The sequence below is a fragment of the uncultured Tessaracoccus sp. genome (genome assembly GCF_947286155.1).
Taxonomy (GTDB): domain Bacteria; phylum Actinomycetota; class Actinomycetes; order Propionibacteriales; family Propionibacteriaceae; genus Arachnia.
This window is the reverse complement of sequence record NZ_CAMYPD010000012.1, coordinates 22473-48311: the sequence shown is the minus strand read 5'-3', so window position 1 is coordinate 48311 and position 25839 is coordinate 22473. Positions and strand designations below refer to the sequence as shown.

20 protein-coding genes and 2 pseudogenes are annotated in these 25839 nt (G+C 65.4%); 7 read left to right on the top strand and 15 right to left on the bottom strand.

Going from position 1 to position 25839, the window contains the following annotated elements; all coding sequences use genetic code 11:
* The first annotated feature begins 156 nt into the window (after window positions 1-156).
* The 5 genes and pseudogenes from glpA (at window position 157) to glpK (ending at window position 6743) form a co-directional block, all read left to right on the top strand.
* Complete coding sequence (gene glpA / locus Q0X68_RS04725) at window positions 157-1734, top strand: anaerobic glycerol-3-phosphate dehydrogenase subunit GlpA (RefSeq protein WP_297748328.1); 1578 nt, start codon at window positions 157-159, stop codon at window positions 1732-1734.
* On the top strand, window positions 1731-2957 hold the full coding sequence (gene glpB / locus Q0X68_RS04720; RefSeq protein ID WP_297748284.1) for a glycerol-3-phosphate dehydrogenase subunit GlpB: 1227 nt from the start codon (window positions 1731-1733) through the stop codon (window positions 2955-2957). Before glpA ends, glpB begins: the two co-directional genes overlap by 4 nt.
* On the top strand, window positions 2954-4216 hold the full coding sequence (locus Q0X68_RS04715; protein WP_297748281.1) for an anaerobic glycerol-3-phosphate dehydrogenase subunit C: 1263 nt from the start codon (window positions 2954-2956) through the stop codon (window positions 4214-4216). The genes glpB and Q0X68_RS04715 overlap by 4 nt, the downstream gene beginning before the upstream one ends.
* A 221-nt stretch (window positions 4217-4437) precedes the next feature.
* Window positions 4438-5189 (top strand): annotated as a pseudogene (locus Q0X68_RS04710) (MIP/aquaporin family protein).
* A gap of 33 nt (window positions 5190-5222) precedes the next feature.
* Window positions 5223-6743 (top strand): glycerol kinase GlpK, encoded by a 1521-nt coding sequence (gene glpK, locus Q0X68_RS04705; protein ID WP_297748278.1) that lies wholly within the window; start codon window positions 5223-5225, stop codon window positions 6741-6743.
* A gap of 138 nt (window positions 6744-6881) precedes the next feature.
* On the opposite strand, the gene smc is transcribed toward glpK, so the two are convergent.
* From smc to Q0X68_RS04690, 3 genes are all read right to left on the bottom strand, one after another.
* Entirely contained in the window at window positions 6882-10415 is a 3534-nt protein-coding gene (gene smc / locus Q0X68_RS04700; protein WP_297748275.1) for a chromosome segregation protein SMC, read from the bottom strand.
* Between the two features lie 4 nt (window positions 10416-10419).
* Entirely contained in the window at window positions 10420-10977 is a 558-nt protein-coding gene (locus tag Q0X68_RS04695) for a GtrA family protein (protein ID WP_297748272.1), read from the bottom strand.
* A gap of 575 nt (window positions 10978-11552) precedes the next feature.
* Window positions 11553-12053, bottom strand: coding sequence for a DUF2938 domain-containing protein (locus tag Q0X68_RS04690; protein ID WP_108871568.1), 501 nt, complete (start codon window positions 12051-12053; stop codon window positions 11553-11555).
* A 93-nt stretch (window positions 12054-12146) separates the two neighbouring features.
* On the opposite strand from Q0X68_RS04690, the gene Q0X68_RS04685 reads away from it, so the two are divergent.
* Window positions 12147-12791 (top strand): helix-turn-helix domain-containing protein, encoded by a 645-nt coding sequence (locus tag Q0X68_RS04685; RefSeq protein ID WP_297748265.1) that lies wholly within the window; start codon window positions 12147-12149, stop codon window positions 12789-12791.
* A gap of 730 nt (window positions 12792-13521) precedes the next feature.
* On the opposite strand, the gene mutM is transcribed toward Q0X68_RS04685, so the two are convergent.
* From mutM to Q0X68_RS04660, 5 genes and pseudogenes are all read right to left on the bottom strand, one after another.
* Window positions 13522-14349, bottom strand: a complete 828-nt coding sequence (gene mutM / locus Q0X68_RS04680) for a bifunctional DNA-formamidopyrimidine glycosylase/DNA-(apurinic or apyrimidinic site) lyase (RefSeq protein ID WP_297748262.1) — start codon at window positions 14347-14349, stop codon at window positions 13522-13524.
* Window positions 14342-15101: pseudogene (rnc, locus tag Q0X68_RS04675) on the bottom strand (ribonuclease III). The gene mutM and the pseudogene rnc overlap by 8 nt, the downstream one beginning before the upstream one ends.
* The gene (rpmF, locus tag Q0X68_RS04670) at window positions 15016-15207 is read right to left on the bottom strand and encodes a 50S ribosomal protein L32 (protein ID WP_108871565.1); all 192 of its coding nucleotides are present in this window, start codon (window positions 15205-15207) and stop codon (window positions 15016-15018) included. Before rpmF ends, rnc begins: the two are co-directional and overlap by 86 nt.
* A gap of 24 nt (window positions 15208-15231) precedes the next feature.
* The gene (locus Q0X68_RS04665) at window positions 15232-15777 is read right to left on the bottom strand and encodes a DUF177 domain-containing protein (protein WP_297748257.1); all 546 of its coding nucleotides are present in this window, start codon (window positions 15775-15777) and stop codon (window positions 15232-15234) included.
* A 108-nt stretch (window positions 15778-15885) separates the two neighbouring features.
* Window positions 15886-16806: an asparaginase gene (locus Q0X68_RS04660; protein ID WP_297748254.1), complete on the bottom strand. Its 921-nt coding sequence runs from the start codon at window positions 16804-16806 to the stop codon at window positions 15886-15888.
* A gap of 47 nt (window positions 16807-16853) precedes the next feature.
* On the opposite strand from Q0X68_RS04660, the gene Q0X68_RS04655 reads away from it, so the two are divergent.
* A complete protein-coding gene (locus Q0X68_RS04655) occupies window positions 16854-17564 on the top strand; it encodes a hypothetical protein (protein ID WP_297748251.1) in 711 nt (236 codons plus the stop codon).
* 122 nt (window positions 17565-17686) lie between these two features.
* Here the strand turns inward: Q0X68_RS04655 and coaD are convergent, their stop codons facing one another.
* The 7 genes from coaD to Q0X68_RS04620 all read right to left on the bottom strand — a co-directional run bounded on the left by coaD (window position 17687) and on the right by Q0X68_RS04620 (window position 25824).
* Window positions 17687-18169: a pantetheine-phosphate adenylyltransferase gene (coaD, locus tag Q0X68_RS04650; protein WP_297748325.1), complete on the bottom strand. Its 483-nt coding sequence runs from the start codon at window positions 18167-18169 to the stop codon at window positions 17687-17689.
* Window positions 18170-18189: 20 nt separating this feature from the next.
* Complete coding sequence (gene rsmD / locus Q0X68_RS04645; RefSeq protein WP_297748248.1) at window positions 18190-18768, bottom strand: 16S rRNA (guanine(966)-N(2))-methyltransferase RsmD; 579 nt, start codon at window positions 18766-18768, stop codon at window positions 18190-18192.
* The gene (locus tag Q0X68_RS04640) at window positions 18765-20993 is read right to left on the bottom strand and encodes an ATP-dependent DNA helicase RecG (protein ID WP_297748244.1); all 2229 of its coding nucleotides are present in this window, start codon (window positions 20991-20993) and stop codon (window positions 18765-18767) included. The genes rsmD and Q0X68_RS04640 overlap by 4 nt, the downstream gene beginning before the upstream one ends.
* A 73-nt stretch (window positions 20994-21066) precedes the next feature.
* Window positions 21067-21255: a 50S ribosomal protein L28 gene (gene rpmB, locus Q0X68_RS04635; protein WP_108871559.1), complete on the bottom strand. Its 189-nt coding sequence runs from the start codon at window positions 21253-21255 to the stop codon at window positions 21067-21069.
* 162 nt (window positions 21256-21417) lie between these two features.
* A complete protein-coding gene (locus tag Q0X68_RS04630) occupies window positions 21418-24003 on the bottom strand; it encodes an Rne/Rng family ribonuclease (protein ID WP_297748241.1) in 2586 nt (861 codons plus the stop codon).
* Window positions 24004-24227: 224 nt separating this feature from the next.
* Window positions 24228-24926, bottom strand: coding sequence for a TIGR03936 family radical SAM-associated protein (locus tag Q0X68_RS04625; protein ID WP_297748238.1), 699 nt, complete (start codon window positions 24924-24926; stop codon window positions 24228-24230).
* 46 nt (window positions 24927-24972) lie between these two features.
* Complete coding sequence (locus Q0X68_RS04620; RefSeq protein WP_297748235.1) at window positions 24973-25824, bottom strand: hypothetical protein; 852 nt, start codon at window positions 25822-25824, stop codon at window positions 24973-24975.
* Window positions 25825-25839 lie beyond the last annotated feature (15 nt).

Genomic DNA, 25839 nt, shown 5'->3' with positions numbered 1-25839 from the left:
GGACAATTCCGAGCTACGGCGGCGTCCATTGAAGAAGTGTGCAGGCCGCGCACCTATGAGTGATCATTCGTGCAATCACTCCACAAGCCGGTCAAATCACGATTGGATAGGAATAGGCAACGTGTATCTCGACGTTGCCGGAGAGGACCAATGATGGTGCAACACCTGAAGGCCGATGTTGTAGTGATCGGCGGTGGCTCCACAGGTGTGGGCGTGGTGCGCGACGCAGCGATGCGCGGCTACTCCGCAGTCCTGGTGGAGCGAGACGACTTAGCGTGCGGCACGACGGGACGCTTCCACGGGCTGCTCCACTCGGGCGGGCGCTACGTGGTGAGCGACCCCCAGTCGGCGACGGAATGCGCGGCGGAAAACGAGATTCTCAGACGCATCCAGCCCGCCGCCATCGAAGACACCGGCGGCATGTTCGTCACCCTGCCCGGCGACGACCCCGCCTTCGCCGACGAGTTCCTCAAAGGCGCGGCGGCCACCGGCGTTCCAGCCCAAGAAATTCCCGCCGCCGAGGCGCTGCGTCGAGAGCGCAGGCTAAACCCCGGCATCGAGCGAGCCATCGAGGTGCGTGACGCTTCCGTCGACGGCTGGGCGCTCGTGTGGGGCGCCGCCCGTTCCGCGATGGAGTACGGCGGCAAGGTGCTCACCTACCACAGGGTGACGAAGATTCTTCGCGAAGACGATCATGTCTCCGCGGTGCTGTGTCGCGACGAGCGCAACGGCGAAGATGTGCAGATTGATTGCCGCTTCGTGTTGAACTGTGCCGGGCCGTGGGCCGGACAGGTGTCGGCCATGGCGGGCTGCGAACCCGTCGCAGTGATCCCCGGGCGCGGCGTGATGGTGGCGATGAACCACCGCATCGTGAACACCGTCGTGAACCGCCTCGTCTACCCCACCGACGGCGACATCCTCGTGCCAGCGCACACAGTGTCGATCATCGGCACCACCGACGTGCACACCGACGACCCCGACAACACCCGCGTGCCCGCCGACGAGGTGCAGCAGATGCTGGACGCGGGCGAGCACATGATTCCCGGGTTCCGCAGCAACCGCATCCTGCGCGCCTGGGCAGGCAGCCGTCCGCTGGTGAAAGACCCGCGCGTGAGCAGCGACGACACCCGCCACATGAGCCGCGGCATGTCCATCATCGACCACTCCGAGCACGACGGCCTGCGCGGCTTCCTGACCATCGGCGGCGGCAAGCTCACCACCTACCGGCTCATGGCCGAGCACATCGTCGACGCGATGTGCCGCCAGCTGGGCGAGACCCGGCCTTGTCGCACCGCCGACGAGGCAGTGCCCGAGGAGCACCACAAGATCCACAAGATCACCGACCGCCTCGAAGAGCGCGAGGAAACACGCTTCGACGAACGTCTCCTGTGCGAGTGCGAACTCGTCACCGAGCCGGCCTTCCGCGAAGCCCTCGAGGCACACCCCGACGGCAACCTGGACGACCTGCGTCGCCAGCTCCGCATCGGCATGGGCCCTTGCCAGGGCGGGTTCTGCGCGACGCGCGCCGCCGGCGTCGCGTGCAGTGCGCGGAAGGATAGCGCCGAGGAGGCGTCGCACCTTCTGGAGGCCTTTCTGAAGGGCCGCTGGAAGGGCGTACAGCCTGTCCTGCTCGACGACCAGGTGCGTCAGCAGGCGTTGGACGATTGGATTTACACGGGGACGCTCGACGTAGAGCACCTCCCCAAGGGCGAGGCACAGGAGGAAGTGCGATGAAGGTCTGCGTCATTGGTTCCGGGCTCGCGGGGCTCACCGCGGCGATCCGGCTGCTCGAGGCCGGCGTCCAGGTGACGCTGGTCGCGAAGGGGCCGGGCGGTCTGCAGCTGGGCCAGGGCACCGTCGACGTGTTGGGTTACGCTCCGCAGCGCGTGCAGACGCCGCTCGAGGTGCTGGACGACCTGCCCGACGGTCATCCGCTGCGGGCGCTCGGTGCGCAGACCGTGCGCGAGTCTGTCACGTGGCTGGGTGAACAGCTTGGGCTTGAGGGTTCCGTCGACGAGAACCTCCACCTCCCGACTGCCGTCGGCGCGGTGCGCCCGACTGCGCTCGCCGCGCCATCGCTCGCGGGCGCCGACGTGCACACCCACACGTCGTTCGCCGTCGTGGGAGTACAGCAGCTGAAGGATTTCCAGGCCGCATTGATTGCCGGCAACCTCAATCGCACCACCTTCGGCGACCGGCAGCTGCGCGCGGAGGCCACGTCGGTGGATTTCGCACCTCGCAAGGGCGAACAAGACCCCTCCCCCGTGCATTTCGCGAAGGCGCTCGACGATCCGGTCGCGCTGAAGCAGTTCGCCAAGAAAGTGGCTGGCGCCGCCGGCGACGCGGATGTGCTGCTCGTACCAGCCGTCGTTGGGCTCGACAATCCCGAGGCCTGGGCAATCTTCCAAGACGCGGTGGGTAGGCCGGCAGCCGAGGTGTCGATGCAGCCCCCATCGATGCCAGGATTGCGCATGTTCCGTGCGCTGCTGGAACGGGCACGCGAGCTCGGAGTGCGCCACATCCAGGGCGTACTGGCTACGGGCTTTGAGGCATCCGACGGGCACGTCACCGCCATCGAGGTGGCATCGGCCGGGCACACCAAACGAGTCCGCTGCGACGCGGTCGTGCACGCCCCGGGTGGTTTCGAATCGGGCGCCCTCGCCGTCGATTCGAAGGGGAACATCACTGAGCGTCTGTTCGAGCTGCCGCTGACGGCCAGCACCATGGAGGGGCTCGTGCTTCCCGATCACAGCGTTCCCCAGCCCTTGTTCGAGGTGGGCGTGAAGGTCGACGAGGCCATGCGCCCTGTCGACGAATCGGGAGTGGTCTACGACAACCTGTACGCGGCCGGCGGCATCCTCGCCGGTGCCCAGCGTGCGCGAGAGAAATCCGGAGATGGAATCGCTGTGGCGAGCGCGTGGCGCGCCGCCGCTTCAATCCTGGGAGGTTCACGATGAGTGCAAAGTCTGCCGCCAAGTTGCGCGAGCGTCTCGACAACGAGGTGCGACGCGTCAGCCTCGATCACTGTGTGAAGTGCACCATCTGCGAGACGGCGTGCCCTGTCTCCGGCGTCACGTCGCTGTTTGAGGGGCCCAAGTACTCCGGGCCGCAGGGCGAGCGTTACCGCGATGGGGCGTCCGTCGACGATTCCATCGACTGGTGCTCCAGTTGCGGCACGTGCACCGTCGTGTGCCCGCAGGGCGTGCAGGTGGCCGAGATCATCTCGCTCGCCAAGGCCGTCAAGCGCGCGGAGCACGGTGGGCCGGTGCGCGACCGGCTGCTCACCCAGACCACGCTCATGGGTAAGGCCATGACCCCGGTGGCGCCGCTGGCAAATGCGGTGCTGAAGAACAAGCCCATTCGCAAGATCATGGAAGCGACGGTGGGTGTCGCCGCGAACGCTCCCATGCCGCCTGCGCAGAAGCAGTCGCTGCACAGCTGGCTCAAGCGTCGCAAGCAGCCCACTGTGAAGCCCACCCGCGGTGCGGTGGTGTACTTCCACGGCTGCGCCGGTGGCTACTTCGAGGTGGAGGCCGCGAAGTGCGCCATCGAGGTGCTGGAGTATCTGGGCTACGAGGTGCTGGTGCCGAAGCAGGGCTGCTGCGGGCTTGCGTCGCAGAGCAATGGCCTGTTCGACCAAGCCACCAAGTCTGTACTCGCGCTCGCTAAGTCGCTTGCGAGCGCTGGCAAGGAACTGCCAGTGGTATCGACTGCGGGCAGCTGCGTCGGCATGCTGAAGCATGAGGCGAAGCACTACCTCGGGATCGACGATCCAGTCCTCGACGACGTGAGTGTGCGCTCGTACGACATCTCGGAGTTCCTGATGGACCGCTACGAGGAGGGCGAACTGGAGTTCGACTTCCAGCCCATCGAGATGCAGATGCCCTATCACCAGCCTTGCCAGGTGCGCAGCCAGGGCATGGGCGCACCGGCTTCCGACCTGTTACGGCTTATCCCCGGGCTCAAGGTGCAAGATTCCAACGCCACCTGCTGCGGTATCGCGGGCACCTACGGCCTCAAGAAGGAGAAGTACGACGTCGCGCAAGCCGTCGGCAAGCCGCTGTTCGACATGGTGGAGCGCACCAACGAGGGGCTCGTCGCGTGTGACACCGAGACCTGCCGCTGGCAGATCCAGTACTCCACCAAGGTCACTGCCGTGCATCCCATCATGCTGGTGCACCAAGCGCTGGGGTTGAGCGACGCAAACGACAATTGATCGCTGCGCAATCTACGGTGTCGCCTCGACGAGTTTTCGTCGGGGCGACACCGTTGTTGCACAAACGAAATAGACTGGTGTCCGACCATGCACGAACGTTCAGGAGGGATGGCCTCGGTGAGGCTACGTGATTGAATATTCGAAAGCCCGGTACTGTCGGTATCCAACGACGAGCAGCCGGGAAAACAACGACATAGTAGTCAAGAGCAAAGAGGCCAACGATGGACTTCGCAACTATTTTTCTCTCCGAGTTCGTAGGAACGACACTGCTGCTTCTCTTGGGTGGCGGCACCGTCGCCAGCACAGCCCTCGTGAAGTCGAAGGGTAAGGATTCAGGATTCCTATTCGTAAACTGGGGCTGGGGTCTCGCCGTCATGATGGGTGTCCTCGTCTCGTACAAGTCCGGCGGCCACCTCAACCCGGCGGTGACGTTTGGCCTCATGGCCAGCGGCGTCAAATTCACTGGCGGCCAGATTGCCGGCTACATGCTCGGCCAGATGCTCGGCGCCCTGCTTGGTGCCGGCCTGTGCTGGCTGGCCTACAAGCAGCACTTCGACGAAGAACCGATCCCGCGACGAAGCTCGGTGTCTTCGCCACTTCCCCGCAGATCCGCAACCCGCTATGGAACGTCGTCACCGAGTTCATCGGCACCTTCGTCCTGGTGTTCGTGATCATCGGCGCTGGCAAGTACACCGCTGAGACCACAGCTGGAGTTGGCGTTGGTCCGGCGAACCTGGGCTGGCTGGGCGCGTTCGGCGTCGCGCTGTTGATCGTCGTGATTGGTATCGCGCTGGGTGGCCCCACCGGATACGCCATCAACCCTGTCCGTGACCTTGGCCCACGTATCATGCACGCAATACTTCCCATCAAGGGCAAGGGCGGCTCCGACTGGGGCTACGCGTGGGTGCCTATCGTCGGACCGCTGCTGGGCGGCGTCGTCGCAGGATTCGCGTCACTGGTTCTTCTCCCCTGACCACCTACCAACTACAAGAATTGAGATTCAACGATGACTGAAAAGAAGTACGTACTCGCTATCGACCAGGGCACTACAAGCAGCCGGGCAATCATCTTCGACCACTCGGGCCAGATCGTCGCTACCGGCCAGAAGGAACACGAGCAGATCTTCCCGCGCGCAGGTTGGGTAGAACACGACCCCATGGAGGTTTGGGGGAACGTCCGTGAGGTCGTCGCCACCGCACTCAGCGCAGCCCAGATCAATCGTCACAGCCTGGCGGCGGTGGGCATCACCAACCAGCGCGAGACCACCGTCGTGTGGGACAAGAACACCGGCGAACCCGTCTACAACGCGATCGTCTGGCAGGACACCCGCACCGACAAGATCGTCAAGGAACTCGGCGGCGACGAGGGCCAGGACAAGTACAAGGATCGGGTCGGTCTGCCGCTGGCCACGTACTTCTGTGGCCCAAAGGTGAAGTGGATTCTCGATAACGTCGAGGGCGCCCGCGAGCGCGCCGAGGCCGGCGATTTGCTGATGGGCACCATGGATTCCTGGATCATCTGGCACTTGACCGGTGGTGTCGAGAATGGCGTGCACGTGACCGACGTGACCAACGCTTCCCGCACCATGCTGATGGACCTCAAGACCCTCCAGTGGGATGAGGAGATCGCAGCCGACATGGGCATCCCGATGTCGATGCTGCCGGAGATCAAGTCGTCGGCGGAGGTGTACGGTTACGGCCGCAAGCAGGGCCTCCTCATCGATACCCCGATCGCCGGCATCCTGGGCGACCAGCAGGCCGCGACGTTCGGCCAGGCCTGCTTCGAGAAGGGCATGGCCAAGAACACCTACGGCACCGGCAACTTCATGCTGATGAACACCGGCACCGAGCCCGTGCCCAGCGAGAATGGCCTGCTCACCACCGTCTGCTACAAGATCGGCGACCAGGACGCTGTGTACGCGCTCGAAGGGTCGATCGCCGTCACCGGTTCGCTCGTGCAGTGGCTGCGCGACAACCTGCGCATGTTCGACTCCGCCCCGGAGATCGAGAAGCTGGCAGAAACCGTCGACGACAACGGCGGCGCCTACTTCGTGCCGGCCTTCTCCGGCCTGTTCGCTCCGTACTGGCAGTCGGACGCGCGCGGCGCGATCGTCGGCCTCACTCGCTACGTGAACCGTGGCCACATCGCGCGTGCAGTGCTGGAGGCGACGGCCTTCCAGACGCGCGAGGTGCTCGACGCCATGGAGGCCGACTCCGGCGTGCAGCTCACCGAGCTCAAGGTGGACGGCGGCATGACCGCCAACGACCTGCTCATGCAGTTCCAGGCTGATCAGCTCAATGTCGATGTGGTGCGCCCCGTCGTCGCCGAGACCACCGCCCTGGGCGCCGCCTACGCCGCGGGTATCGCCGTCGGCTTCTGGGAAGGCGAGCAGGACGTCATCAATAACTGGGCCGAAGACAAGCGCTGGAAGCCCGAGATGGAGGCTGGCGAGCGCGACCGCCAGTACCGCCTGTGGAAGAAGGCCGTCACCCGCACCTTCGAGTGGGTAGACGACGACGTGCTCTGATACGTCGCTCTTTCCTCGACGCGGCCCCGTATGCCTCACCGGCGTGCGGGGCCGCGTCGTCGCTCTGAACCGAAAGATAGATCAAGTTCGTGGCTCGTCTACCCGCCACGAACTTGATCTATCTTCAGAAGGCTGCGCTTAATCGTGCAGGCGCTGGCTCACCACGGTCGAGATGCCGTCGCCGCGCATCGTGACGCCGTAGAGCGAATCGGCGATCTCCATGGTGCGCTTCTGGTGCGTGATGACGAGCAGCTGCGAGTTCTCGCGAAGCTCCTCGTAGATGCTGAGTAGCCGCCCGAGGTTGGCGTCGTCGAGGGCGGCCTCCACCTCGTCGAGGATGTAGAACGGGCTCGGGCGGGCGATGAAGAGCGCGAACAGGAATGCGACGGCCACCAGTGAGCGCTCGCCGCCCGAGAGTAGCGAGAGGCGTTTGACCTGCTTGCCCGCCGGCCGGGCTTCGACGTCGACGCCGGTGTTCAGCCAATCGCCAGGCTCGGTGAGGACGAGCTTGCCCTCGCCACCGGGGAACAGCCGGGTGAAGACGTCCCCGAAGGCGCGCTCCACGTCGACGTAGGCTTCCTCGAATACCTGCTGCACCTTGTCGTCGACTTGGCGAACGATGTCGACGAGGTCCTGGCGGGTGGATCGGAGGTCGTCGAGTTGCTCGGCGAGGAACTGATGCCTGGCGGTCATGGCGTCGAACTCCTCCAGCGCGAGGGGGTTCACTCGCCCGAGCAGTTGGAGGTTGCGTTCGGCGGCCCGGAGGCGTTTCTCCTGTTCGGCTCTGACGTACGGGATGGGGTCGGGCTGCTCGTCGTCGGGTTGCAGGGCGGTGCCGTCCTCGCGTGTGATGACGGGCACGAGCTGGTCGGGGCCGTACTCGTCGATGAGCGTCTTCGGCTCCAGGCCGAGCTCCGAGAGCACTTTCTCCGTGAGTTGCTCGATGCGCATCCGGTGTTCAATGCGCGCCATCTCGTCCTTGTGAGCGCCGCGGACGAGCTCGTCGAGGTGCGCGTTCGCGGCTTTGGCGGCGTGGCGGGCACGGGTGGTCTGCGCCTCGGCTTCGCGACGAGCCTCGTCGGCCTGGTCGCGTTCACGGGTGGCGAGCTGGCGTGCTTGCTCGACGCGATCAGCGAGCTGCAGCGCTGCCTCGTGCACGACGCCGGCCACCTGAGCTTCGCGACGAAGCTGCTCCAGGCGCGCCTTCGCCTTGGCGCGCGATTGCCGTTCGTGCTCGGCGGCGCGCAGCAGCGAATCCGCGCGCCCGGCGACGGCCTTCACCTGCTCCTCTGCGGTGCGCAGCTGAAGGCGCGCGTCCATCTCCTTCTGCCTGGCCAATCGAGCGGCGACGGCAAGCTCGTCGCGCTCCCCTGGGTCAGGCTCGTCGTGTTCGCCCTCGTCAGAGGCGGCTTCGAGTCGTTGCTGGAGCTCGGCGAGCTGAGCTTCGTCCTGTGCACGCGAGGTGGTGGCCTGTTCGATGGCCTCGGCGAGGCGCTCGGCATCCTTCGTCGCGGCGGCCTGGGTTTGGCGGTAGGCGTTGAGCTGATCGGCCACGGCAGCCATGGCCGCATCCGACGCGTGCAGCTGGCCCAGCGCGTCGGCTTCGTCCCGCTCGGCCTCGGCCAGGCGCTCGCGCAGTTGCTCCTGCTCGAAGCGGATGCGGTCGAGCGCGTGCCCCTGCTCCTCCAGCAGCGCCTCCGCCTCCGCGAGCTGGGCGGAGACCTCGATGAGCGACGGCCCCGTCGCCGACCCGCCCTCAACCAGCCAGGAACGGTACACGTCGCCGGATTGCGTCACGGCGGTCAGGTGATTGCCTGCCACTACCTTCGCGGCTTCATCGCCGTCGTCGGCAAGCACGACGTCGGCGAGCAGCCACGCCACGGCGCTCGCTACCTCGGGCTTCGCCTGCACGACGTCGATCGCGGCCCGGCCTTGGGCGCGACTGGGTGTCGGAGCATCGGCGTGGGCGACGACGAGGGACGCGCGGCCCAGCTCCTCCCCCGCGAGGTGGGTGAGGGACTCCGTCGCGCCTTGCAGCCTCTCGACGACGACCGCCTCCGCCGCAGCACCCAAGGCCGCGGCGATCGCCGACTCCCAGCCCTGCTCTACGGTGAGGAAGTCACTGAGCCGGCCGAGCACCTCGTCGCGCCCCGATTCGAGCAACGACGCCGACCCGTCCTTGCGCTCAGTCATAAGGCGCAGCGCGTCCACTCGCGCCTGCGTGCCAGCGCGCTCGCGCTGGAGCTCCGTCTCGGCGGCCTTGTTATGTTCGACAGCGTCCGCCGCCGCCTCAAGTGCCTCGGCCGCCTGCTCGTAGGTGGCATCCAGGTCGGATTCGTCGGCGCCCAGCCCAGCCAGCGAGGCTTCCGTCGATCGGTACTGCTTCGCCGCATCCTCTGCCCGGGCGAGCGCCTCGTCGCGGCGACGCTCGAGGCGCGCCACTTCTTCCTCGGACGCTTCGAGGCGTGACTTGATGGAGTTCACCCGTCCCGTGAGACGAGCAAGGCCCTCCCTTCGGTCAGCGACGGCCCGCAGCGCGGCGGAGTAGGCGGCCTCGGCCTCGGCGTGCTGCTGTTCCGCGCCGTTGCGACGCAGGGTTGCGTCGGTGAGCGCCTCGTGCGCGGCCTCGACGTCGGCGCGCAACTGCTGCTCACGATCGCGAACCTCCCGCGCCTCCGCCTCGAGCTTCTCCGGATCGCGGCCGCCGACGTCGAGCTGCGGCTGGTTGTCACCCATCCGGGCACGCTCGGAGGCGACGGTGATCGTCGACTGCACACGCTCGCGCAGTGCGGCGAGGCCGTACCACGTTTCCTGGGCGCGATCGTAGTTGGCGGAGGCCTCCTTGAGCGCGCGTTCTGCCTCCTCTTCGCCAGCGAGCGCGTCGCGTACGGCCTGCTCGGCGCGGGCTTTCGCTTCTTCCATCGCGCGCTCGTCGGCGAGCTCGGCCTCGAGCGCTTGCTGGGCGGCCGAGAGATCGTCGGCAAGAATGCGCGCCTTCGCATCGCGCAGCTCGGCCTGGATCACCGCTGCCTTGCGCGCGGCCTGTGCCTGGCGCCCGAGCGGTTTCAGTTGGCGCTGCAGCTCTCCGACGAGGTCAGTGAGGCGTTCGAGATTGGCCTTGGTGGCCTCCAGCTTGCGCAGCGCTTTCTCTTTGCGCTTGCGGTGCTTCAGCACACCGGCGGCTTCCTCGATGAATCCGCGTCGGGATTCGGGGGTGGCTTGGAGGATCGCGTCGAGCTGCCCCTGACCGACGATGACGTGCATCTCACGGCCGATGCCAGAGTCGGAGAGGAGCTCTTGGACGTCGAGGAGGCGCGCTTGAGCGCCGTTGATCTGGTACTCGGAGCCGCCGGAGCGGAACATGGTGCGGGTGATCGTCACTTCGGAGTATTCGATGGGCAGCGCGCCGTCGGAGTTGTCGATGGTGAGCTCTACTTCGGCTCGGCCGAGTGGTGCGCGCTTCGCTGTTCCGGCGAAGATCACGTCCTCCATCTTGCCGCCGCGTAGCGTCTTCGCACCCTGCTCGCCCATCACCCAGCTGAGGGCATCGACGACGTTGGATTTGCCCGAGCCGTTGGGCCCGACGACGCAGGTGATGCCTGGTTCGAACACCAGCGTGGTGGCGGAGGCGAAGGATTTGAAGCCGCGAAGCGTGAGCTGTTTCAAATACATGCAATCACACCTCCGTCGGCTTCTGATCGGCATCGAATCCTGGTGCTCGGACCGCCCTGAACGTCCACAGTTTATTGACTATGAAGTTGATGGGGAGGGTTAGGAAGATGGCGATGAGCTGGCTCCAGTATTCCCGTGAGCGGATGCCTTTCTCCTCGTGGAACCACGGTTCCGGGAGATAGAAGGGCGTCGTCGGGTTCGTCATGAGGATCTTCAGCAGCGCTCCCACAACCATCGCGACCGACCCGACGACGAAGAAAGGCCAGAATTCTTTCCACCAGCCAGCTACTTTTTGGGATTGGAACGTCCACCAGCGATTGAGCTGAAAGTTCCACACATTCGCCACGACGAACGGCACAAACCAAGCCAGGAGCGTGAATCGGATATTCCACCGTGTTCCCGGGATTGACCACAAAATGTTTTGCGCGTTGACAGACCCGCCGTTGAGCTTATTCATGGCGATGTTCACCGTCATGTTGACCAGTACCCCCGAGCCGCCCACGATGCCGAACTTCAAGAACTGGCGAATGGACTGCCCATGGCGTTGTACAAGCTGCTTCATGCAATCTCGTCCATCCGCTCCGGCCTCGGGCGGGCGCTCAGCACCGCTCGGGCTGCTGGTACGGTCAAATACATGAGGGACAGATTACTCGGTGGGATGCTGCTGGCCCCGCGGACGCTCCGCGTGAGCCGACGCACGCTGGGGTCAGTGTGATTCCGGTTCAGAGGCGAATGGGTTGACCACCCGAACCCCGCGAAGCGTAGAGCCGCTCGCCAGGTCCTCCGTACACACTTCACTGCCCCCGCGAGGCGGGCCGCTTCCAGAATCGTCGACACCAGATGCTTCTCCGCAGCATGGTCGTAGAACGACTACAACTAGGCCAGCACATTGGTGTCGAGAAACACACTATCCACGATGCAGTTCTTCCCTAGCTGTACTGACCACGGAGGTTAGGTCCATCCGTGGTCAGTACAGCTAGCGTGCGGATTGTCCATCGTCGACGGCGCCGGAACGGACTTCGCCATCGCTTTCGAGCGGCGCTGACCCGGCGTCGCGCATCCTGGTGGCCGATCCGCCCGCGCGCTCAGCGGTGGTTGAGTAGCCGCCCACGGGCGGCGTATCGAAACCACCCCCCATTATCTCGACGCGCCAGCGAAGCGGTGAAGCACCCGACCTGACAGCCAGATTCCCAGACCATACAGCGCGTGCGCCCGCAGGGTGCGGAATCGTGCCGTAGCGGGATCGGGCAGCTTCGACGCCGCAACACCCATCCCCCACGCTGGCTGCATAAGCAGCCACGGCGCGGCGGACGTCGCAACACCCGCCGTCATGGCTGGGCGGAAGGTGGGCTTACTGAGCCAATCGGGTCGCACCGCAACCAACGCAACAGCAAATCCCGCACCGATGGCGTAATGCGTAACCAGCCCAATCTCGTGCTCATGCTCAACCGGTTCGGCGGTCATGATCGAGTCATGACAGAGATCCCCCTCTCGCATGTGGCCAACCCAGCGACCCACTAGGTCGAGGTTGAGCGGTGGAACACCCGTCGTGCGCCGGATTATCTCCGCGCCGATATCCATCATCGCGGTGGCTCCAAGCCCGATGAGAGCAGCGCGACCTAGATCGCTGAATTTCATTTCGACCTCCTTCAGTTTCCACGATGATCACCAAAGTCAACATCAACAGCAACAATCATTGCCGAAACCGGGATGCCTATTTAGGCTGGAGGCATGGAATCCATTCCTGCGATCGCCGCCGCGCTCGATCTGATCCCTTCGAGGCTGCGTCGAATGCGAGAACGCAAAAGCATGCCGTTGTCCGAGCTCTCGTCGCTCACGGGTATCTCGACGAGCACGCTCTCGCGGCTGGAGCATGGCCAACGTAAACCCAGCTTGGAGCTGCTCTTACCCATCGCTGCCGCGCTCGGCGTAAGCCTCGATGAGCTGATCGCCCCGCCCCGCGTCGTCGACCCACGCGTTCGCAATGCGCCAGAGCAGTTGGCAGGTCGGACCTTCGTCCGGCTCTCCCACCAGCCGCACGACCCACAGGCATACAGGGTGTCTATACCACCCCTCGACGGCCCACGAACCTTGCGTAGTCACGACGGCTACGAATGGATCTACGTACTCAGCGGCAGCCTCCGGCTACTCCTCGGGGAACAGGATCTCACGCTCAAACCTGGCGAGGCCGCTGAATTCGACACGGCAGTCCCCCATTGGTTCGGCCCCGCTGGCAAGCGGCCAGTGGAATTGCTGACCATGTTCAGCAGCCAAGGAGAACGAATCCATCTACGGACCTCCATGAACCAGGCCGCTCTCAGCAACCAAAGCCACCTCACAGAACCACCAGCGTCCGCATCGCCGCCCGGAACCTGACCGAAGGCAGATACCCCCCTTTCGGCAGGCAGATGTGATCGCTTCTGAGCACATCGCCGTCGGTGCTGACAGGTACCCGTTCATCACGAGGAGACGCGCCTGCTCTCGGTTGAGCTGCCCGTGCGGAAGACGACGGAGAACGTACCGATCCACGCGAGTCGGCGTCGGCGCCGGAGCCTGCGACGCTGCACGAAGCGGTACTGCCGTGGCTCGTCGCGATGCGTGGGCTTCCCCCCTGCGCGGCTCGCTCGAAGACGACTTTCGCCGCATCCCCAGCCCTAGACGAAGTCTCCGGTAAGCCCCTCGATTGCGAGGGTGCCGTGACGGCCATCAAGACGGAATCTCCCGTGGCGCAGGAACTGTACCGACCGACAGGAGGCGGATAGCGGCAGCCCACACATCTCAGATGGTTGAGCATCCCGCATAGCGGGCGCAACAGAATCTGGCACGAAACTTCATAATCCGTACGCAGATAGACCAAACCCTCCGAATGTGGGGGGTTAAGCGAATCTGCGTACGGATTTTGAAGTTTTTTACTCGGCGCATCTCGATACGCGCCTTCGGCGCTACTTGATGACCGGGGTGGGACGATGCGCCTGCGCAGCCCGGTGGTTGAGTAGCGCCCGTAGGGCGCGTATCGAAACCATGCCCTGCGTCTCAATGCGCAGCTTCGCTGCTACTCGACGATCGGGGCGGGGGGGCGGACCTACTCGATGATCAGGCAGGGCGATCACCGCAGACGCTGGCATTTGGGGCACCAGAAGCTGGATCGATTCATGAACGCGCTGCGGCGCATTGGCGTCCCGCAGCGCTTGCACGGCAGACCCTCGCGGCCGTACGCGTCCAGAGATCGCTCGAAGTAGCCCGACTCACCGTTGACGTGCACATACAGCGAGTCGAACGAGGTTCCGCCGGCGGCGAGCGCCTCGCGCATCACGTCGGTGGCGTGCCGCAGCAGGCCCGTGGCCTGCCGGGGGCCGAGGTTCCCCGTCGGAGTCTCGTAGTGGAGCTTCGCCCGCCATAGGGCCTCGTCGGCGTAGATATTGCCGATCCCAGAAACCAGGCTTTGGTCGAGCAGCGCGCGTTTCACCGTCGAACGTTTCGCGCGCAGGCGCCGGGCCACGTCATGGATACGAAAGTCCGACGAGAAGGGGTCGGGTGCGATGTGCGGAACGGGGTCATCCGCCAGCCCCGGACGCAGCTCGAGCCCGCCGAACATGCGCTGATCGACGAACCGCAACTGCTGCCCGTCGTCGAGATGCAACACGACGCGCGTGTGACGCGCCAACGCGTCCGCTGGATCAGCAACGCGGAACTGGCCGCTCATCCCAAGGTGACACAGCAGCGCGTCCGGCCCGAGCGTGAGCCATAGATACTTTCCCCGCCGACGAGCACCGTCGACGATACTGCCCCGCAGCATTGCGACGAAGACGTCAGCGCCGCCGGGGTTGTTGCGCACCGGGCGCGGGTGAAGGACGTCGACGTCGAGGATGCGGCGTCCGACAAGGTGGCTCTCGAGTCCTCGTCGAACCACCTCCACTTCCGGGAGCTCAGGCATTGCCCAGCGCAGCGACGGCTTCCTTCGCCGCGAGCTGCTCGGCGCGGCGCTTGTTGGTTCCAGCACCGCGGCCGCGCGCGACGCCGTCGATCAACACGGTGGCCACGTAATGGCGGTCGTGATCGGGCCCAGAGCCTTCCACCTCATAGGTGAGGCTCCAGCCGTGGTGCGCGCAGCGTTCCTGGATGACGGTTTTGAAGTCGGTGTACTCCCCCGCCTCCACCACCTCGATGATGAGGGGGTCGATCACATGATGGATGAACCGGGACGCGGCCTCCATGCCTTGTGAGAGATAGATGCAGCCGATGATGGCCTCGGTGGTGTCGGCCAGGATGGATTTCTTGTCGTGGCCACCCGTCGAGATCTCGCCCTTTCCGAGCTTGATCAGCGGGCCGATCTCGAGGCTTCGCGCCACCCCGGCCAGCGCGACGGCGGACACCACCGACGAGCGCAGCTTCGCCAGTTCCCCCTCGGCCAGCCCCGGGTATTGGCGGTAGATGTGGTCGGTGACCACGATCTCGAGCACCGCATCGCCCAGGAACTCGAGCCGCTCGTTACTGGGTATGCCGCCCGCCTCGTAGGCGAAACTGCGGTGTGTTAACGACAGCTCAAAGAGCTGGGCGTCGACCTCGACGTCCAGCTCTTGAAAGAGTTGCAGTAACTTGCTCAGGCCTCGGTGACCTGGCGACGCTGACCGCGCGGGCCGTACTGACCGCAGGAGGGGCATGCGGTGTGCTGCAGGTGCGGCTCACGGCAAGCGGGGTTCACGCACACGACGGTGGGGACGACGGAGGTCTTCCACTGCGCACGACGCGAACGGGTGTTGCTGCGCGACATCTTCCGCTTCGGAACGGCCATGTCTACTCCTTGAAATCCAATGTCTTAGTCGTTGTCTCCGAACAGCCCGGCGAGTTTCTCCCAACGGGAATCCACCTGTTCGCCGTGTGAGTGATCCGGATCATCGTTCAGGTCGAGCCCACATTCGGGGCACAAACCGAGACAATCCTCGTCGCACAAGGGCGTGAACGGAAGTTCGAGCACCACAGCGCCTCGGAGCGGTTCCTCGATGTCCACCGTCTCATCGACGATGAGCAGCTCGTCCTCCTCGACCTCACGGCCGGGGTAGTAGAACAACTCCTGGAAGTTGAATGACGCATCGTCGCCCAACTCCTTCAGGCAGCGGGAACATACGCCGTTGAGCACAACGTCGACTGTCCCCGTCGCCAAGACGCCTTCCACCACCGCTTCCATCCTGAGTTCCAGGTGGATGTCGGAGCCTTCCGGCACTCCGATCACCTCGGTGCCAAGCTCTGCGGGTGCGGGAAGCACCACATGCAGTTCTTTCATCATTCCCGCGCGGTGGCCGAACTCGTGCACGTCGAAGACGAACGGCGAGCGGCGATCGCTGTGGTGATGACCGGACTTCATGATGGTTTCCCAGCTCCTGACCGAGCATGACCTCGTGGTTGACCGACGGCCAACTCTACTCGTCAGCGCCCAGATCTCCAAATATCTCCCGCGCCACGCAGGCGCTTGTCACAGCCCTTGCAGGGCATCGCTGAGTTCGGGCGCGATCTCCACTTCGGCCGTGAGCCCCACAATCGGATAGCCCAACGCTCCGAGCACCGCAGCCATCACCTCAAAGCGCCCGCGCCCCATCCCGTCGGACATCTTCACCGCGATACCCGTGCCGTCGGGTAGCGCGGCGGCGAGGATGCCTTCGGCTCCCAGCTTCATCACGAGCCCCTCAATCTGTGTGACGAACACGACGGTGCGGTCGTCGGAGCCGGACATGTAGGCGGGGTGCTCGTGGTAGGCGCGATAGATCCGACGTTCCGCCTCGCCCTCGGCGAGTGCCCAGGCGCCAAACCCTCGAGCCAAGCCTGCGAGTGCGCACGCGAAGGCGGGGGCGGTGCAGCCGTCGACGACGGGCTCCCCGATGACGCCGCAGTACTCGTCGATCGTGGCGCGGACGGCTTGCTGCAGCGGGTGGGCGGGGTCGCGGTACCCGTCGGTGGACCAGCCAGCGCGCACGCAGGTGCGCAGCATTGCCGCATGCTTGCCCGAACAATTGTGCGCGAGCGGCTCCTTGCCGTGCCCGTCACGGATCCACGCGATCCTGGATGCCTCGTCGAGGGGGAAATCTGCGGTGTTACCAAGGTCGGCTTCGCTCAGCCCGGCGCCCGCCAAGATGGCGCGGGCACCGTCGCGATGGAACTGCTCACCCCAATGCGACGCGCCAGCCAGCGCGAGTAGTTCGCCGTCGAGGTCGAGACCGCTGCGCAGCATCGCGATCACCTGGAACGGTTTCAGCGCCGAGCGTGGCAGCGTCGCAGGCGCAGTGTCGCCAAGTAAGAGCCGGACTCCCCCGTCGGGATTCGTCACGACGACACGGGCGCGGTGGTGTGATTCGGCCACCCATCCGCGATGGGCGATGGCGGCTTCAACGTCTTGCATGCCTCCAGACTAGGGCCTTGAGCTACGTGAGCGGATAGGCTTCCGCCATGCCGCAGTACACGCGTCTGGATGCCGCAGCGGTGCGCGATACCGTCGACCGCCTCCAGCGTCGCATCGAAGCCCGGTTCCCCACCCGGAACCTTCCCAGGGTTGCGACGGAGGTTAGCAGCACCATCGACGAACTCCTCATCCGCCCGAGGTCGCGCTGGCATGGCGTGGTGCAGGTGGTGAGCCGGGTGCTCATCACGATCCTGGTGCTGACCCTCGTCGTCGCGTTCGCGATGCTGCTGACGGGCACCGGTGGCACCCCCGACGAGCCTCGTGCGTGGGAGTGGGCGTCCATCGTCGAATCGATGGTGAACGACGTGATCTTCGCGGCCGTCGCGATCTTCTTCCTGTGGCACGTTCCCAATCGCCTGCAGCGCCACCACTACCTGAAATCGCTCCACAAACTTCGCTCGCTGGCGCACATCATCGACATGCATCAGCTCTCGAAAGATCCGGAGCGGCTCGCCACTGGCTACCAGCGCACCGAGCACAGCCTCGACATCGGCATGGATATGCACGAGCTGTGGGCCTATCTCGACTACTGCTCGGAGCTGCTGTCACTCGTCGGCAAGGCGGCGGCGCTGTTTGCCGAACACAGCGACGATGACACCGTGCTCGCCACGGTGGAGGGCATCGAGGAACTCACGACGGGCATGAGCCGCAAAATCTGGCAGAAGATCTCACTGCTGCGGTCGGCAAACGCCAGCTGATCGAGCCGTCTCGGGCGAGGCACGGGCGGTGCAACTTCATAATCCGTACGCAGATTGACTCAACATGCCGAAATCGGGGGGTTAGGTGAATCTGCGTACGGATTATGAAGCTTTTTGGGGCATCAACCCAGCGCCGCCTGCTTGTCCCGGATCGCGGCGGCGACGTTCGTCGGGACGTAGCTGGACACGTCGCCGCCGAGCCGGAACACCTCACGCAGGATGGTGGACGAGAGCGTGACGTACTCCTTCGACGCGGGCAGCAGCACCGTTTCGATGCCGGTCAGCGAATGGTTCATATGGGCCTGTTGCAGCTCGAAGTCGAAGTCAGCGCCGAATCGGAGCCCCTTCACAATCGCGACGGCGTCATGCTGCCGCGCGAAATCCACCAGCAGTCCGCTCAGGGGCTCGACGTGCACGCCGTCGAGATGCTGCAGCGCGCCCCGCACGAGCTCGATGCGTTCCTCGTAGTTGAACACGTAGGTCTTCGACGAGTTGCGCCCCACGGCCACGACGACTTCCCCGAACAGCCGTTGGGCGCGTTCGGCCACGTCGACGTGCCCCAGGGTGATCGGGTCGAACGAGCCCGCGTACACCACTTTCGCCATCATCTACCTCCACCGGGGCGTCAGTCGGTTGCCCCAAACCATAGTGTCGTCTCACCGTACCGGCGCTCCCACCGGTCGGTGAAGATATCCGGCCAATCTGGCGCCCCGCTCGCGGTGGCTCGCTCCACGACGACGAGCGCACGCGGTAGGAGGAAGCCGTCGGCGGCGAGACCGTCGAGGAGTTCGCTGAGCGCGGCGTCGGCGAATTGGTAGGGCGGGTCGGCGAAGACGAGGTCGTAGCCTGCCTGCAGCGTCGCGAGCGCCCCGGGGAGCCGGCCCTCGACGACCTTCGCGCGCAACCCAAGGTCGCTCGCGTTGGAGCCAATCAGCCGTGCGGTGGGGCCGTCGGACTCTACGACGGTGACCCGCCCCGCTCCCCTGCTGGCGGCCTCGAGCCCGATGGCCCCCGACCCGCCGAAAAGATCGAGCACCGCCAACCCTGCGAGGTGTTCGTCGGCAGGCTCGTCGGCTGTGCCAAACCAGCTTGCCAGCGCGGAGAAGAGCGCTTCGCGAACCCGGTCGGTGGTGGGACGGGTGCGATCACCCTTGGGTGTGGCGAGCCGGCGCCCCTTGGCGCTGCCCGCGATGATTCGGCTCATCCCTTCTCCAACCACTCTCCAGCAGCCACCTGTGTGGCCTGGTCCAGCAGGTCTGCCAGCAGCGGGTCGTCGGCGGCGCGGGGATCGTCGACCACCTGCTCCGCCAGCGCCTTCGCCTGCTGAATGAGATCGACGTCGGCTATCCGCAAGATCTTCAGCGACGAGCCACCCGACTGCCCCACGCCCAGCACGTCGCCCTCGCGCCGCAGCTCGAGGTCGACCTCCGCGAGATGGAACCCGTCGCGCGATGTCTCGACGGCCTCGAGACGCACGCGGGCCTGCTCGTCCTCGTCGCGCAGCGGTGCCATCAGTAGGCACAGCCCCTTGTGGGAGCCTCGTCCGATGCGCCCACGGAGCTGATGCAGCTGTGAAATGCCGAAGCGGTCGGCGTCGAGGACCACCATCACCGACGCGTTCGGCACGTCGACGCCGACCTCCACGACGGTGGTCGCCACGATCACGTCCACCTCACCCGCTGAGAACGCGCGCATGGCCTCGTCGCGTTCCTCGGTGGGCTGCTGGCCGTGCACCACGCCGATGCGCAAACCTTCGAGCGGCCCGGATGCGAGCTCTGCGGCGAGCTCCGTCACCGACGCGAGCGTGCGCTCACCGTCGCCCTTCGTGGATGTCTGTTCTGGGGTAATGGATGGGCAAACGACGAAGGCCTGCCGCCCGGCGGCGACCTCTTCCCGGATGCGCTCCCACGCGCGATCCACCCAGTTGGGGTGTAGCAGCGTGTTCACGAACACGGTCTGCACTTCCTCGCGGCCGCGTGGGAGCTGCCGAAGCTCGGAGACGGCGAGGTCGCCGAAGATCGTCATGGCGATCGAGCGCGGAATCGGGGTGGCGGTCATGACGAGCGTGTGGGGCTTCTGGGCGGCTTTCTTACTCAGGGCCGCGCGCTGTTCGACGCCGAAGCGGTGCTGCTCGTCGATGACGACGAGCCCGAGGTCGAAGAACGCCACCGGGTCGGAGAACAACGCGTGCGTGCCGACGACGATGCCCGCCTCGCCGGTGACGATGCGATTCAGCGCCTCGCGCTTCTCCGCCGTCGACATGGAGCCCGTGAGCAGCGTCACATGCGTGCCTCGCGGTTGCGCCAGGGTGCGCCCGTCGCCGAGTTCGCCGAGCATGGCCTTGATGGAGCCGAAATGCTGTTTGGCAAGCACCTCGGTAGGCGCGACGAGTACGGCCTGGCCGCCGGCGTCGACCACGGCACACATAGCCCTGAGCGCGACGAGGGTCTTACCCGAGCCCACTTCGCCCTGCAGCAGCCGATGCATGGGAGTGGGGCGCGCCAGCTCGTCGAAGATGGTCTCCCCGACGCTGCGTTGGTCGTCGGTGAGTGCAAAGGGCAGGCATTCGTCGAGGGTGTCGAGGAGGCCGCCGACGGTGCGCGTGCGGGGCTTGGCGGTCTCGGACGCCATGGTTGCGCGACGGTGGGCCATCGCCAGCTGGATCCCGAAGGCCTCGTCGAATCGCAGCCGATCGATGCCTCGCTCCGCCTCGGCCATGTCGACCGGCTCGTGCACGCTGCGCAGCGCCTCAACAAAGGACGGCTGGCCGGCCTCCTCGAGCACCCACTGCGGCAACGTTTCGCCGTCGATGGTGGGCAGGAGCATCTGGATGGTCTCGGCCACCATCCAGGTTTGGAACGTCGACGTGGCCGGGTAGATGCCCACCATCGTCGCGCGCTGCGCTATCCGCCCCATGGCTTGGCGGTTGTCTTCCTCGGCTTGTTGTTTCGCGGAGCGCTTACGGTCTTTACCGCCGGTGATGCGCGCGCCGTCGAGCATGACGAAGTCGGGGTGGCTCAGCTGGAGCTGGTCGCGGAATACGCCTACCTTGCCTGCGAACAGCCCGCGATCGCCCGGGTGCAGGAGGTTCTTCCAGTAGTCAGCGAGAAATTGCGCCTTGGCTCCGGGCACGAACAGCGTGACGTCCAGCCGACGCCCCGCCTCGTCGGCGATGGTGGCGACGACGCGCGTCTTGCGCCCGTACACGACTGAGGAATGCACCACTTTGGCGATGACGGCAACGTCCTCGCCCTCACGAAGGCTCTCAAACGACGACATCTGCGTGCCCGGAATGTAGCGACGGGGCACGTGGCGCAGCAGGTCGTCGAGGGTGCGCAGCCCGATGGCGGCCAGCTTCTTCGCGGTGGCGGCGCCGACGACGTCGGGCAGGCTCCGCGCGAGTTCGCGGTAGATCGGGGTGCGGAACATAAGTGAAAGCCTAGCGAGATACAAAACGAGGCGGCCTCATGAGACCGCCTCGTTCGTTACGCGTAGTGCAGCGTCACTTTGCCAGGATCTTGCCCGACTTGATGCACGCTGTGCAGGCGTTGATCTTCTTGGCACGCCCGCTGACGGACGCGCTCACCGGCTGGATGTTGGGGTTCCAGCGGCGCTTGGTCTTCTTCTTGGACCAAGGGACGTTGTGGCCAAAGCCGGGACCCTTGGCGCAGATGTCACACACGGCAGCCATCAGAATCTCCTTGATAGAACGGGGCGTTGCGCTCAGGCAACCGCACAAGACTAACCTGAATTCGCCTGCCCGCACAAATCCGACCGTTATCCTCCACACACAGCTGAGATACCCAGCATTCTGAGGATTTTTGGCGCGCGTGGAGGAAAACGGTCATCGCGGCTAGCGCTTGCGGCGTCGACGCTGGGGGCGGTCGCCGCCGTCAGCCGGGGCCTGGGAGTCTGTGGGTTCCTCGAACTTGAGGTATCCCTGGCCGTGGCAGTGCTCGCACACCTCAGTGAATGCTTCGGCCAGGCCGGTGCCGATGCGCTTGCGCGTCATCTGCACGAGGCCGAGGCTAGTGACCTCCGCTACCTGGTGGCGGGTACGGTCGCGGCTGAGGCATTCGACGAGGCGGCGCAGCAGCAGCTCGCGGTTGCTGGGGAGCACCATGTCGATGAAGTCGACGACGATGATGCCGCCCAGGTCACGCAGGCGCAGCTGGCGGACGATCTCCTCCGCAGCCTCGAGGTTGTTCGATGTCACCGTGGCCTCGAGGTTGCCGCCCGACCCGGTGAAGCGTCCGGTGTTGACGTCGATCACGGTCATGGCCTCGGTGCGATCGATCACGAGTGATCCGCCCGACGGGAGGAACACCTTGCGGTCGAGCGCCTTGGCGATCTGTTCGTCGATGCGGTGCACCGCGAAGACGTCCTTGCCGTCCTCGCCCGGCTCGTAGTGCTGCACGCGATCCAGCAAGTTCGGGGCGACGTGCCCGACATAGGCCGAGATCGCATCGTAGGCGTCCTCGGGGCCGCCGTCGCCCTGCACCTGAATCTGCTCGAAATCCTCGGTGAAGAGGTCGCGGATGATGCGCAGCGTCAGATCGGGCTCGGTGTAGAGCGCGTGGGGTGCTCCCCCTTGCTTCGAGCGCTTCTCGATCACTTCCCACTGGGCCTTCAGCCGGCTGATGTCGCGCACCAGATCTTCTTCGCCGACGCCCTCCGCCGCGGTACGGACGATCACCGACTCCTCGTCGGAGATGTGGTTGCCAAGCACGCTGCGCAGGCGTGAACGCTCGGTGTCGGGCAGCTTGCGGGAGATGCCGGAGAGATGACCGCCCGGCGAGTAGACGATGTAGCGGCCAGGCAGCGAGATGTGATGCGTGAGCCTGGCGCCCTTCTGCCCCACCGGGTCTTTCGTGACCTGTACGACGATGGTCTGCCCAGACTTGAGCACGTTCTCGACCTTGCGGTCTTCACCGGTCACGCCGAAGGAATCCCAATCGACCTCGCCCGCGTACAGCACGGCATTGCGCCCGCGGCCGATGTCGATGAAGGCGGCTTCCATGCTCGGCAGCACGTTCTGGATCTTGCCGAGGTAGATGTTGCCGATGAGCGACGACGCCGACGGGCGGTCGACGTAGTGCTCCACCAAAATGTCGTCTTCGAGTACGGCGAGCTGCGTGTACTCCTCGCCCTGTCGCACCACGAGCTTGCGGTTCACGGATTCGCGGCGCGCGAGGAACTCGGCTTCGCTCAGGATGGGAGCACGACGCCGGCCCGCCGCACGCGACTCCTTGCGACGCTGCCGCTTGGCCTCCATCCGAGTGGAGCCTTCGATGCCAGTGACCTCGTCGTCGCTCGAATCGGAGCTGCCGCTCCCACCCCGGCGGCGACGTCGACGGCGACGGCGGGAGGTGCCGTTGTCACCGTTGTCGCCGTTGTCCTCGTCGTCCTTGCTCTTGTCGTCGTTCTTGTCGGCGTCAGAGCCATCGTCGGACTGGTCGCTCGACTTCTCGGCGTTGTCGTCGGAGTCGTCGTCGCTGCTGTCGTCGGAATCGTCATCGTTGTCGTCGTTGTCGCGGTTGTTGTTACCGCGACGACGACGCCTGCCACCGCGTCGACGACGACGTCTCGACGGCTTGTCCTCCACCTGGTTGTCGTCGCCCGAGTCGTTGTCTTGTGACTCGGACTCGTCGTTCTTGTCGCTGGAATCGGACTCTTGCGCCTTGTCGGCGGCATCCTCGTCGTCGGACTGGTCGTCCTCGTCATCGTCACTGCCGGCGATCGCCCCCGCGAGTTCGGCGAGCTGCTTCTCGCGGTCTTCGCTGCTCATGAACGGGTTGGCGACCACCTCGCGACGGGCCTGCGCCAGCTTCTCCGCTTCGGCCAGCTTGGCGGACACGTCGTCTTCTTCATCGCTGTCTGCTGCGGACTCGTCCTGGGCGGCCTCGGTGGACGGCGTCGGCGCGTCCTCCGCTGGGGCTTCGCTCTTGGGCGAGCGACGACGACGGCCCCGAGTGGGCTTCTCCCCCGCCGAAGCCTCCTCCACCGGAGCTTCTGCCGACGACGCTTCCGACGCCTGTGCTTCTACCGTGCTGTCTTCTTGGGGCGCCACCTTCTTGCGCCTCGACGTCGACTTAGGTTTCTGTTCCTTAGCCTTGGGCTCCTCGACGGGCGCAGGTTCAGCAGCCGGTTCTTCAGCCTGCTTCGGCGCGTCGCCGGTGACGACGACGGCCTCGTCTGCAGCGGCGGGTGCCGCCTTGCGGGTGGCGCGGCGCCTGGCGGGACGCTTGGGCGCCTCCTCTGCGGACTCCGCGACGGGCTGCCCCGCGTCGGCGTCGACCTGCGCGGCGCTCGTCTGCGCTTCTGCAGCACTCACTTCCACCTTCACCGGGGCGCCTGCCGGGCGGGAGGCCGCGCGACGGCGACGCGGGCGCGCGGATTCAGAGGGCTCGTTGGATTCGGGTACGACCTCGTCGGTCATGGAGAAACTCCTTACGCGCATGATGCGCGGACGGGCACAACCGTGTTGTGCCGAAAACCTACGGTCCCCAGGCGCTACGAGGCAGTCGCGTGCAAACCTATGTCGCGGTGCAGCCTCGTGCTTCCCGGTGGCGCCGGCGGCGCCTTGACCTGCAGCTATCTTCGCACACAAAGCCAAATTCTTGCCACATCGACGCGGCAACGTCCGCACTTTCGCGCGAGTATTTAGGGGCGCAGCGGGTCGCCGATCTCACCGTCTGCGAGCGGGCCCTGGCAGATGCGTCGCAGCAAAGGCTGTCCCACGAGAGCGGGCTCCAGCGAACGCAGCGCGGTGACCACATCGTCGGGCCGAACCAACGGCACGGTGTGCCGCAGGCGCATCGTGAGCAGCTGAGCATCGGTGGTGCAGTGCAGCACCGCGGCCCGAGCGTCGAATGTGCGAAGGCCGTTCTTCGTCATGCGCTCCACCTCGTAGCTGTCTTCGGCGAGGAACCGCGCGACGGCACCCTCCATCGTGGCGGGGTCGACGTCGGGCAGCGACACCTCCCAGTCGGATGCCTGCAGCAGATCGCCAAGCGACTCGGGCACTGCGTCGGCGGCGTCGAGAACAACAAAGCCGTTCGGCAGCGACGAGTTCAGGGCCTCCTGCACCTTCTCCGGCGAGCAGCGCTGGGCAAGCCCGAGTTCTACGTACTCCGCCTCGGATGCGGCGGAGGTGGGCGCGGCGTTGGCGTACGAGATGCGCGGGTGCGGGTTGAAGCCCGATGAGTAGGCCATCGGCACATCGGCCCGGCGCAGCGCGCGCTCGAGGGCACGGCCGAAATCACGATGCGACGTGAACCTCGCCGCCCCGCGTTTGGCGTAGCGGATACGAAGTTTCTGCACCGGGGGTGGCTGCTGGGGAGGCTGCTTGCGCTTACTCACGAGGCATCACTCTACCGGGCGCGATCGCCCCGAACGACGCGCAGCGTCACAGCTGTGCGTTGATCGCTTCGACGAGCCTCTTCGATTTCTCAGTCTCGAATTTGGGTGTCAGCTCCACCTTGCCGTCAGCGACTTCGACGCGTCCTCCGTCGATACTGATGACATGGCCTGAAGGGAGATCCGCAACGACGCCCGCGGCCTCTGGAGCAAGCTGCTCGGGCTCCACCCCGTCAGCGGGATGCAGCGCCAGCACATCCTTGCCGTTCCTGATCTCCCGCACCTTGCCTCCTTCGGCGATGGGCGCGAGTTCACGAAGGGAAAGAGGCCCCCCTGCATTGCGCACTTCGACTCCCTCGTGCACCCATTTCCGTACGCTCGCCTGACAGCCCTCAGGATTCGGCGCATCGAACCATTCATAGAACGTCTCGGATGGTCCTTCCGCAACGATTTCACAGGCCGAGCCCGGGTTGAACCACGTGGCTGTTGTAGCTCCCCGGCGGAGTTCTTCGAAGAGCGACGTGAACGACTCGGGGCTGAAGCCTGGCTCGCGGAAGTTCCGAGAAATCCCCAACTCGAACGTGCCGCCATGCACCTGCTGCACATACCGGAACCGTTCGACACCGAGGTCCAGATCTGCTACCCGAACGAGCGCGCGTCGAGCCACCTTCTCCGCCTCTTCCGGGCTCAGGTCGTCGCGCCCGTGCACCTTCGGGTACGGTGCGCTCCCTAGCCCGCCTGCGGTGGCATGGGACGTCACTTCGACGTGGTCCACGCCGTCGATGGCGCTCAGCTCCGCAATGAGCTGCTCTTTGTTCTCGTCGTCCTTATTGTTGAGAAGACTGCACCCGGCCAAGGCCACAGCCGCGAGGATGGCGACGATGCCCCGAATGATTCGCATACAAGTCAGTATGGC

What these genes read in the sequence shown, in the direction of transcription:
- smc (WP_297748275.1), bottom strand. Translation starts at nt 10,415, where the DNA reads ATGTATTTGAAACAGCTCACGCTTCGCGGCTTCAAATCCTTCGCCTCC.
- rpmB (WP_108871559.1), bottom strand. Translation starts at nt 21,255, where the DNA reads ATGGCTGCCGTGTGTGACATCTGCGCCAAGGGTCCCGGCTTTGGCCAC.
- Q0X68_RS04685 (WP_297748265.1), top strand. Translation starts at nt 12,147, where the DNA reads ATGGAATCCATTCCTGCGATCGCCGCCGCGCTCGATCTGATCCCTTCG.
- Q0X68_RS04660 (WP_297748254.1), bottom strand. Translation starts at nt 16,806, where the DNA reads ATGCAAGACGTTGAAGCCGCCATCGCCCATCGCGGATGGGTGGCCGAA.
- rsmD (WP_297748248.1), bottom strand. Translation starts at nt 18,768, where the DNA reads ATGAGCCGAATCATCGCGGGCAGCGCCAAGGGGCGCCGGCTCGCCACA.
- Q0X68_RS04620 (WP_297748235.1), bottom strand. Translation starts at nt 25,824, where the DNA reads ATGCGAATCATTCGGGGCATCGTCGCCATCCTCGCGGCTGTGGCCTTG.
- glpK (WP_297748278.1), top strand. Translation starts at nt 5,223, where the DNA reads ATGACTGAAAAGAAGTACGTACTCGCTATCGACCAGGGCACTACAAGC.
- glpB (WP_297748284.1), top strand. Translation starts at nt 1,731, where the DNA reads ATGAAGGTCTGCGTCATTGGTTCCGGGCTCGCGGGGCTCACCGCGGCG.
- coaD (WP_297748325.1), bottom strand. Translation starts at nt 18,169, where the DNA reads ATGGCGAAAGTGGTGTACGCGGGCTCGTTCGACCCGATCACCCTGGGG.
- Q0X68_RS04640 (WP_297748244.1), bottom strand. Translation starts at nt 20,993, where the DNA reads ATGTTCCGCACCCCGATCTACCGCGAACTCGCGCGGAGCCTGCCCGAC.
- rpmF (WP_108871565.1), bottom strand. Translation starts at nt 15,207, where the DNA reads ATGGCCGTTCCGAAGCGGAAGATGTCGCGCAGCAACACCCGTTCGCGT.
- Q0X68_RS04665 (WP_297748257.1), bottom strand. Translation starts at nt 15,777, where the DNA reads ATGAAGTCCGGTCATCACCACAGCGATCGCCGCTCGCCGTTCGTCTTC.
- Q0X68_RS04690 (WP_108871568.1), bottom strand. Translation starts at nt 12,053, where the DNA reads ATGAAATTCAGCGATCTAGGTCGCGCTGCTCTCATCGGGCTTGGAGCC.
- mutM (WP_297748262.1), bottom strand. Translation starts at nt 14,349, where the DNA reads ATGCCTGAGCTCCCGGAAGTGGAGGTGGTTCGACGAGGACTCGAGAGC.
- Q0X68_RS04695 (WP_297748272.1), bottom strand. Translation starts at nt 10,977, where the DNA reads ATGAAGCAGCTTGTACAACGCCATGGGCAGTCCATTCGCCAGTTCTTG.
- Q0X68_RS04655 (WP_297748251.1), top strand. Translation starts at nt 16,854, where the DNA reads ATGCCGCAGTACACGCGTCTGGATGCCGCAGCGGTGCGCGATACCGTC.
- Q0X68_RS04630 (WP_297748241.1), bottom strand. Translation starts at nt 24,003, where the DNA reads ATGACCGACGAGGTCGTACCCGAATCCAACGAGCCCTCTGAATCCGCG.
- Q0X68_RS04715 (WP_297748281.1), top strand. Translation starts at nt 2,954, where the DNA reads ATGAGTGCAAAGTCTGCCGCCAAGTTGCGCGAGCGTCTCGACAACGAG.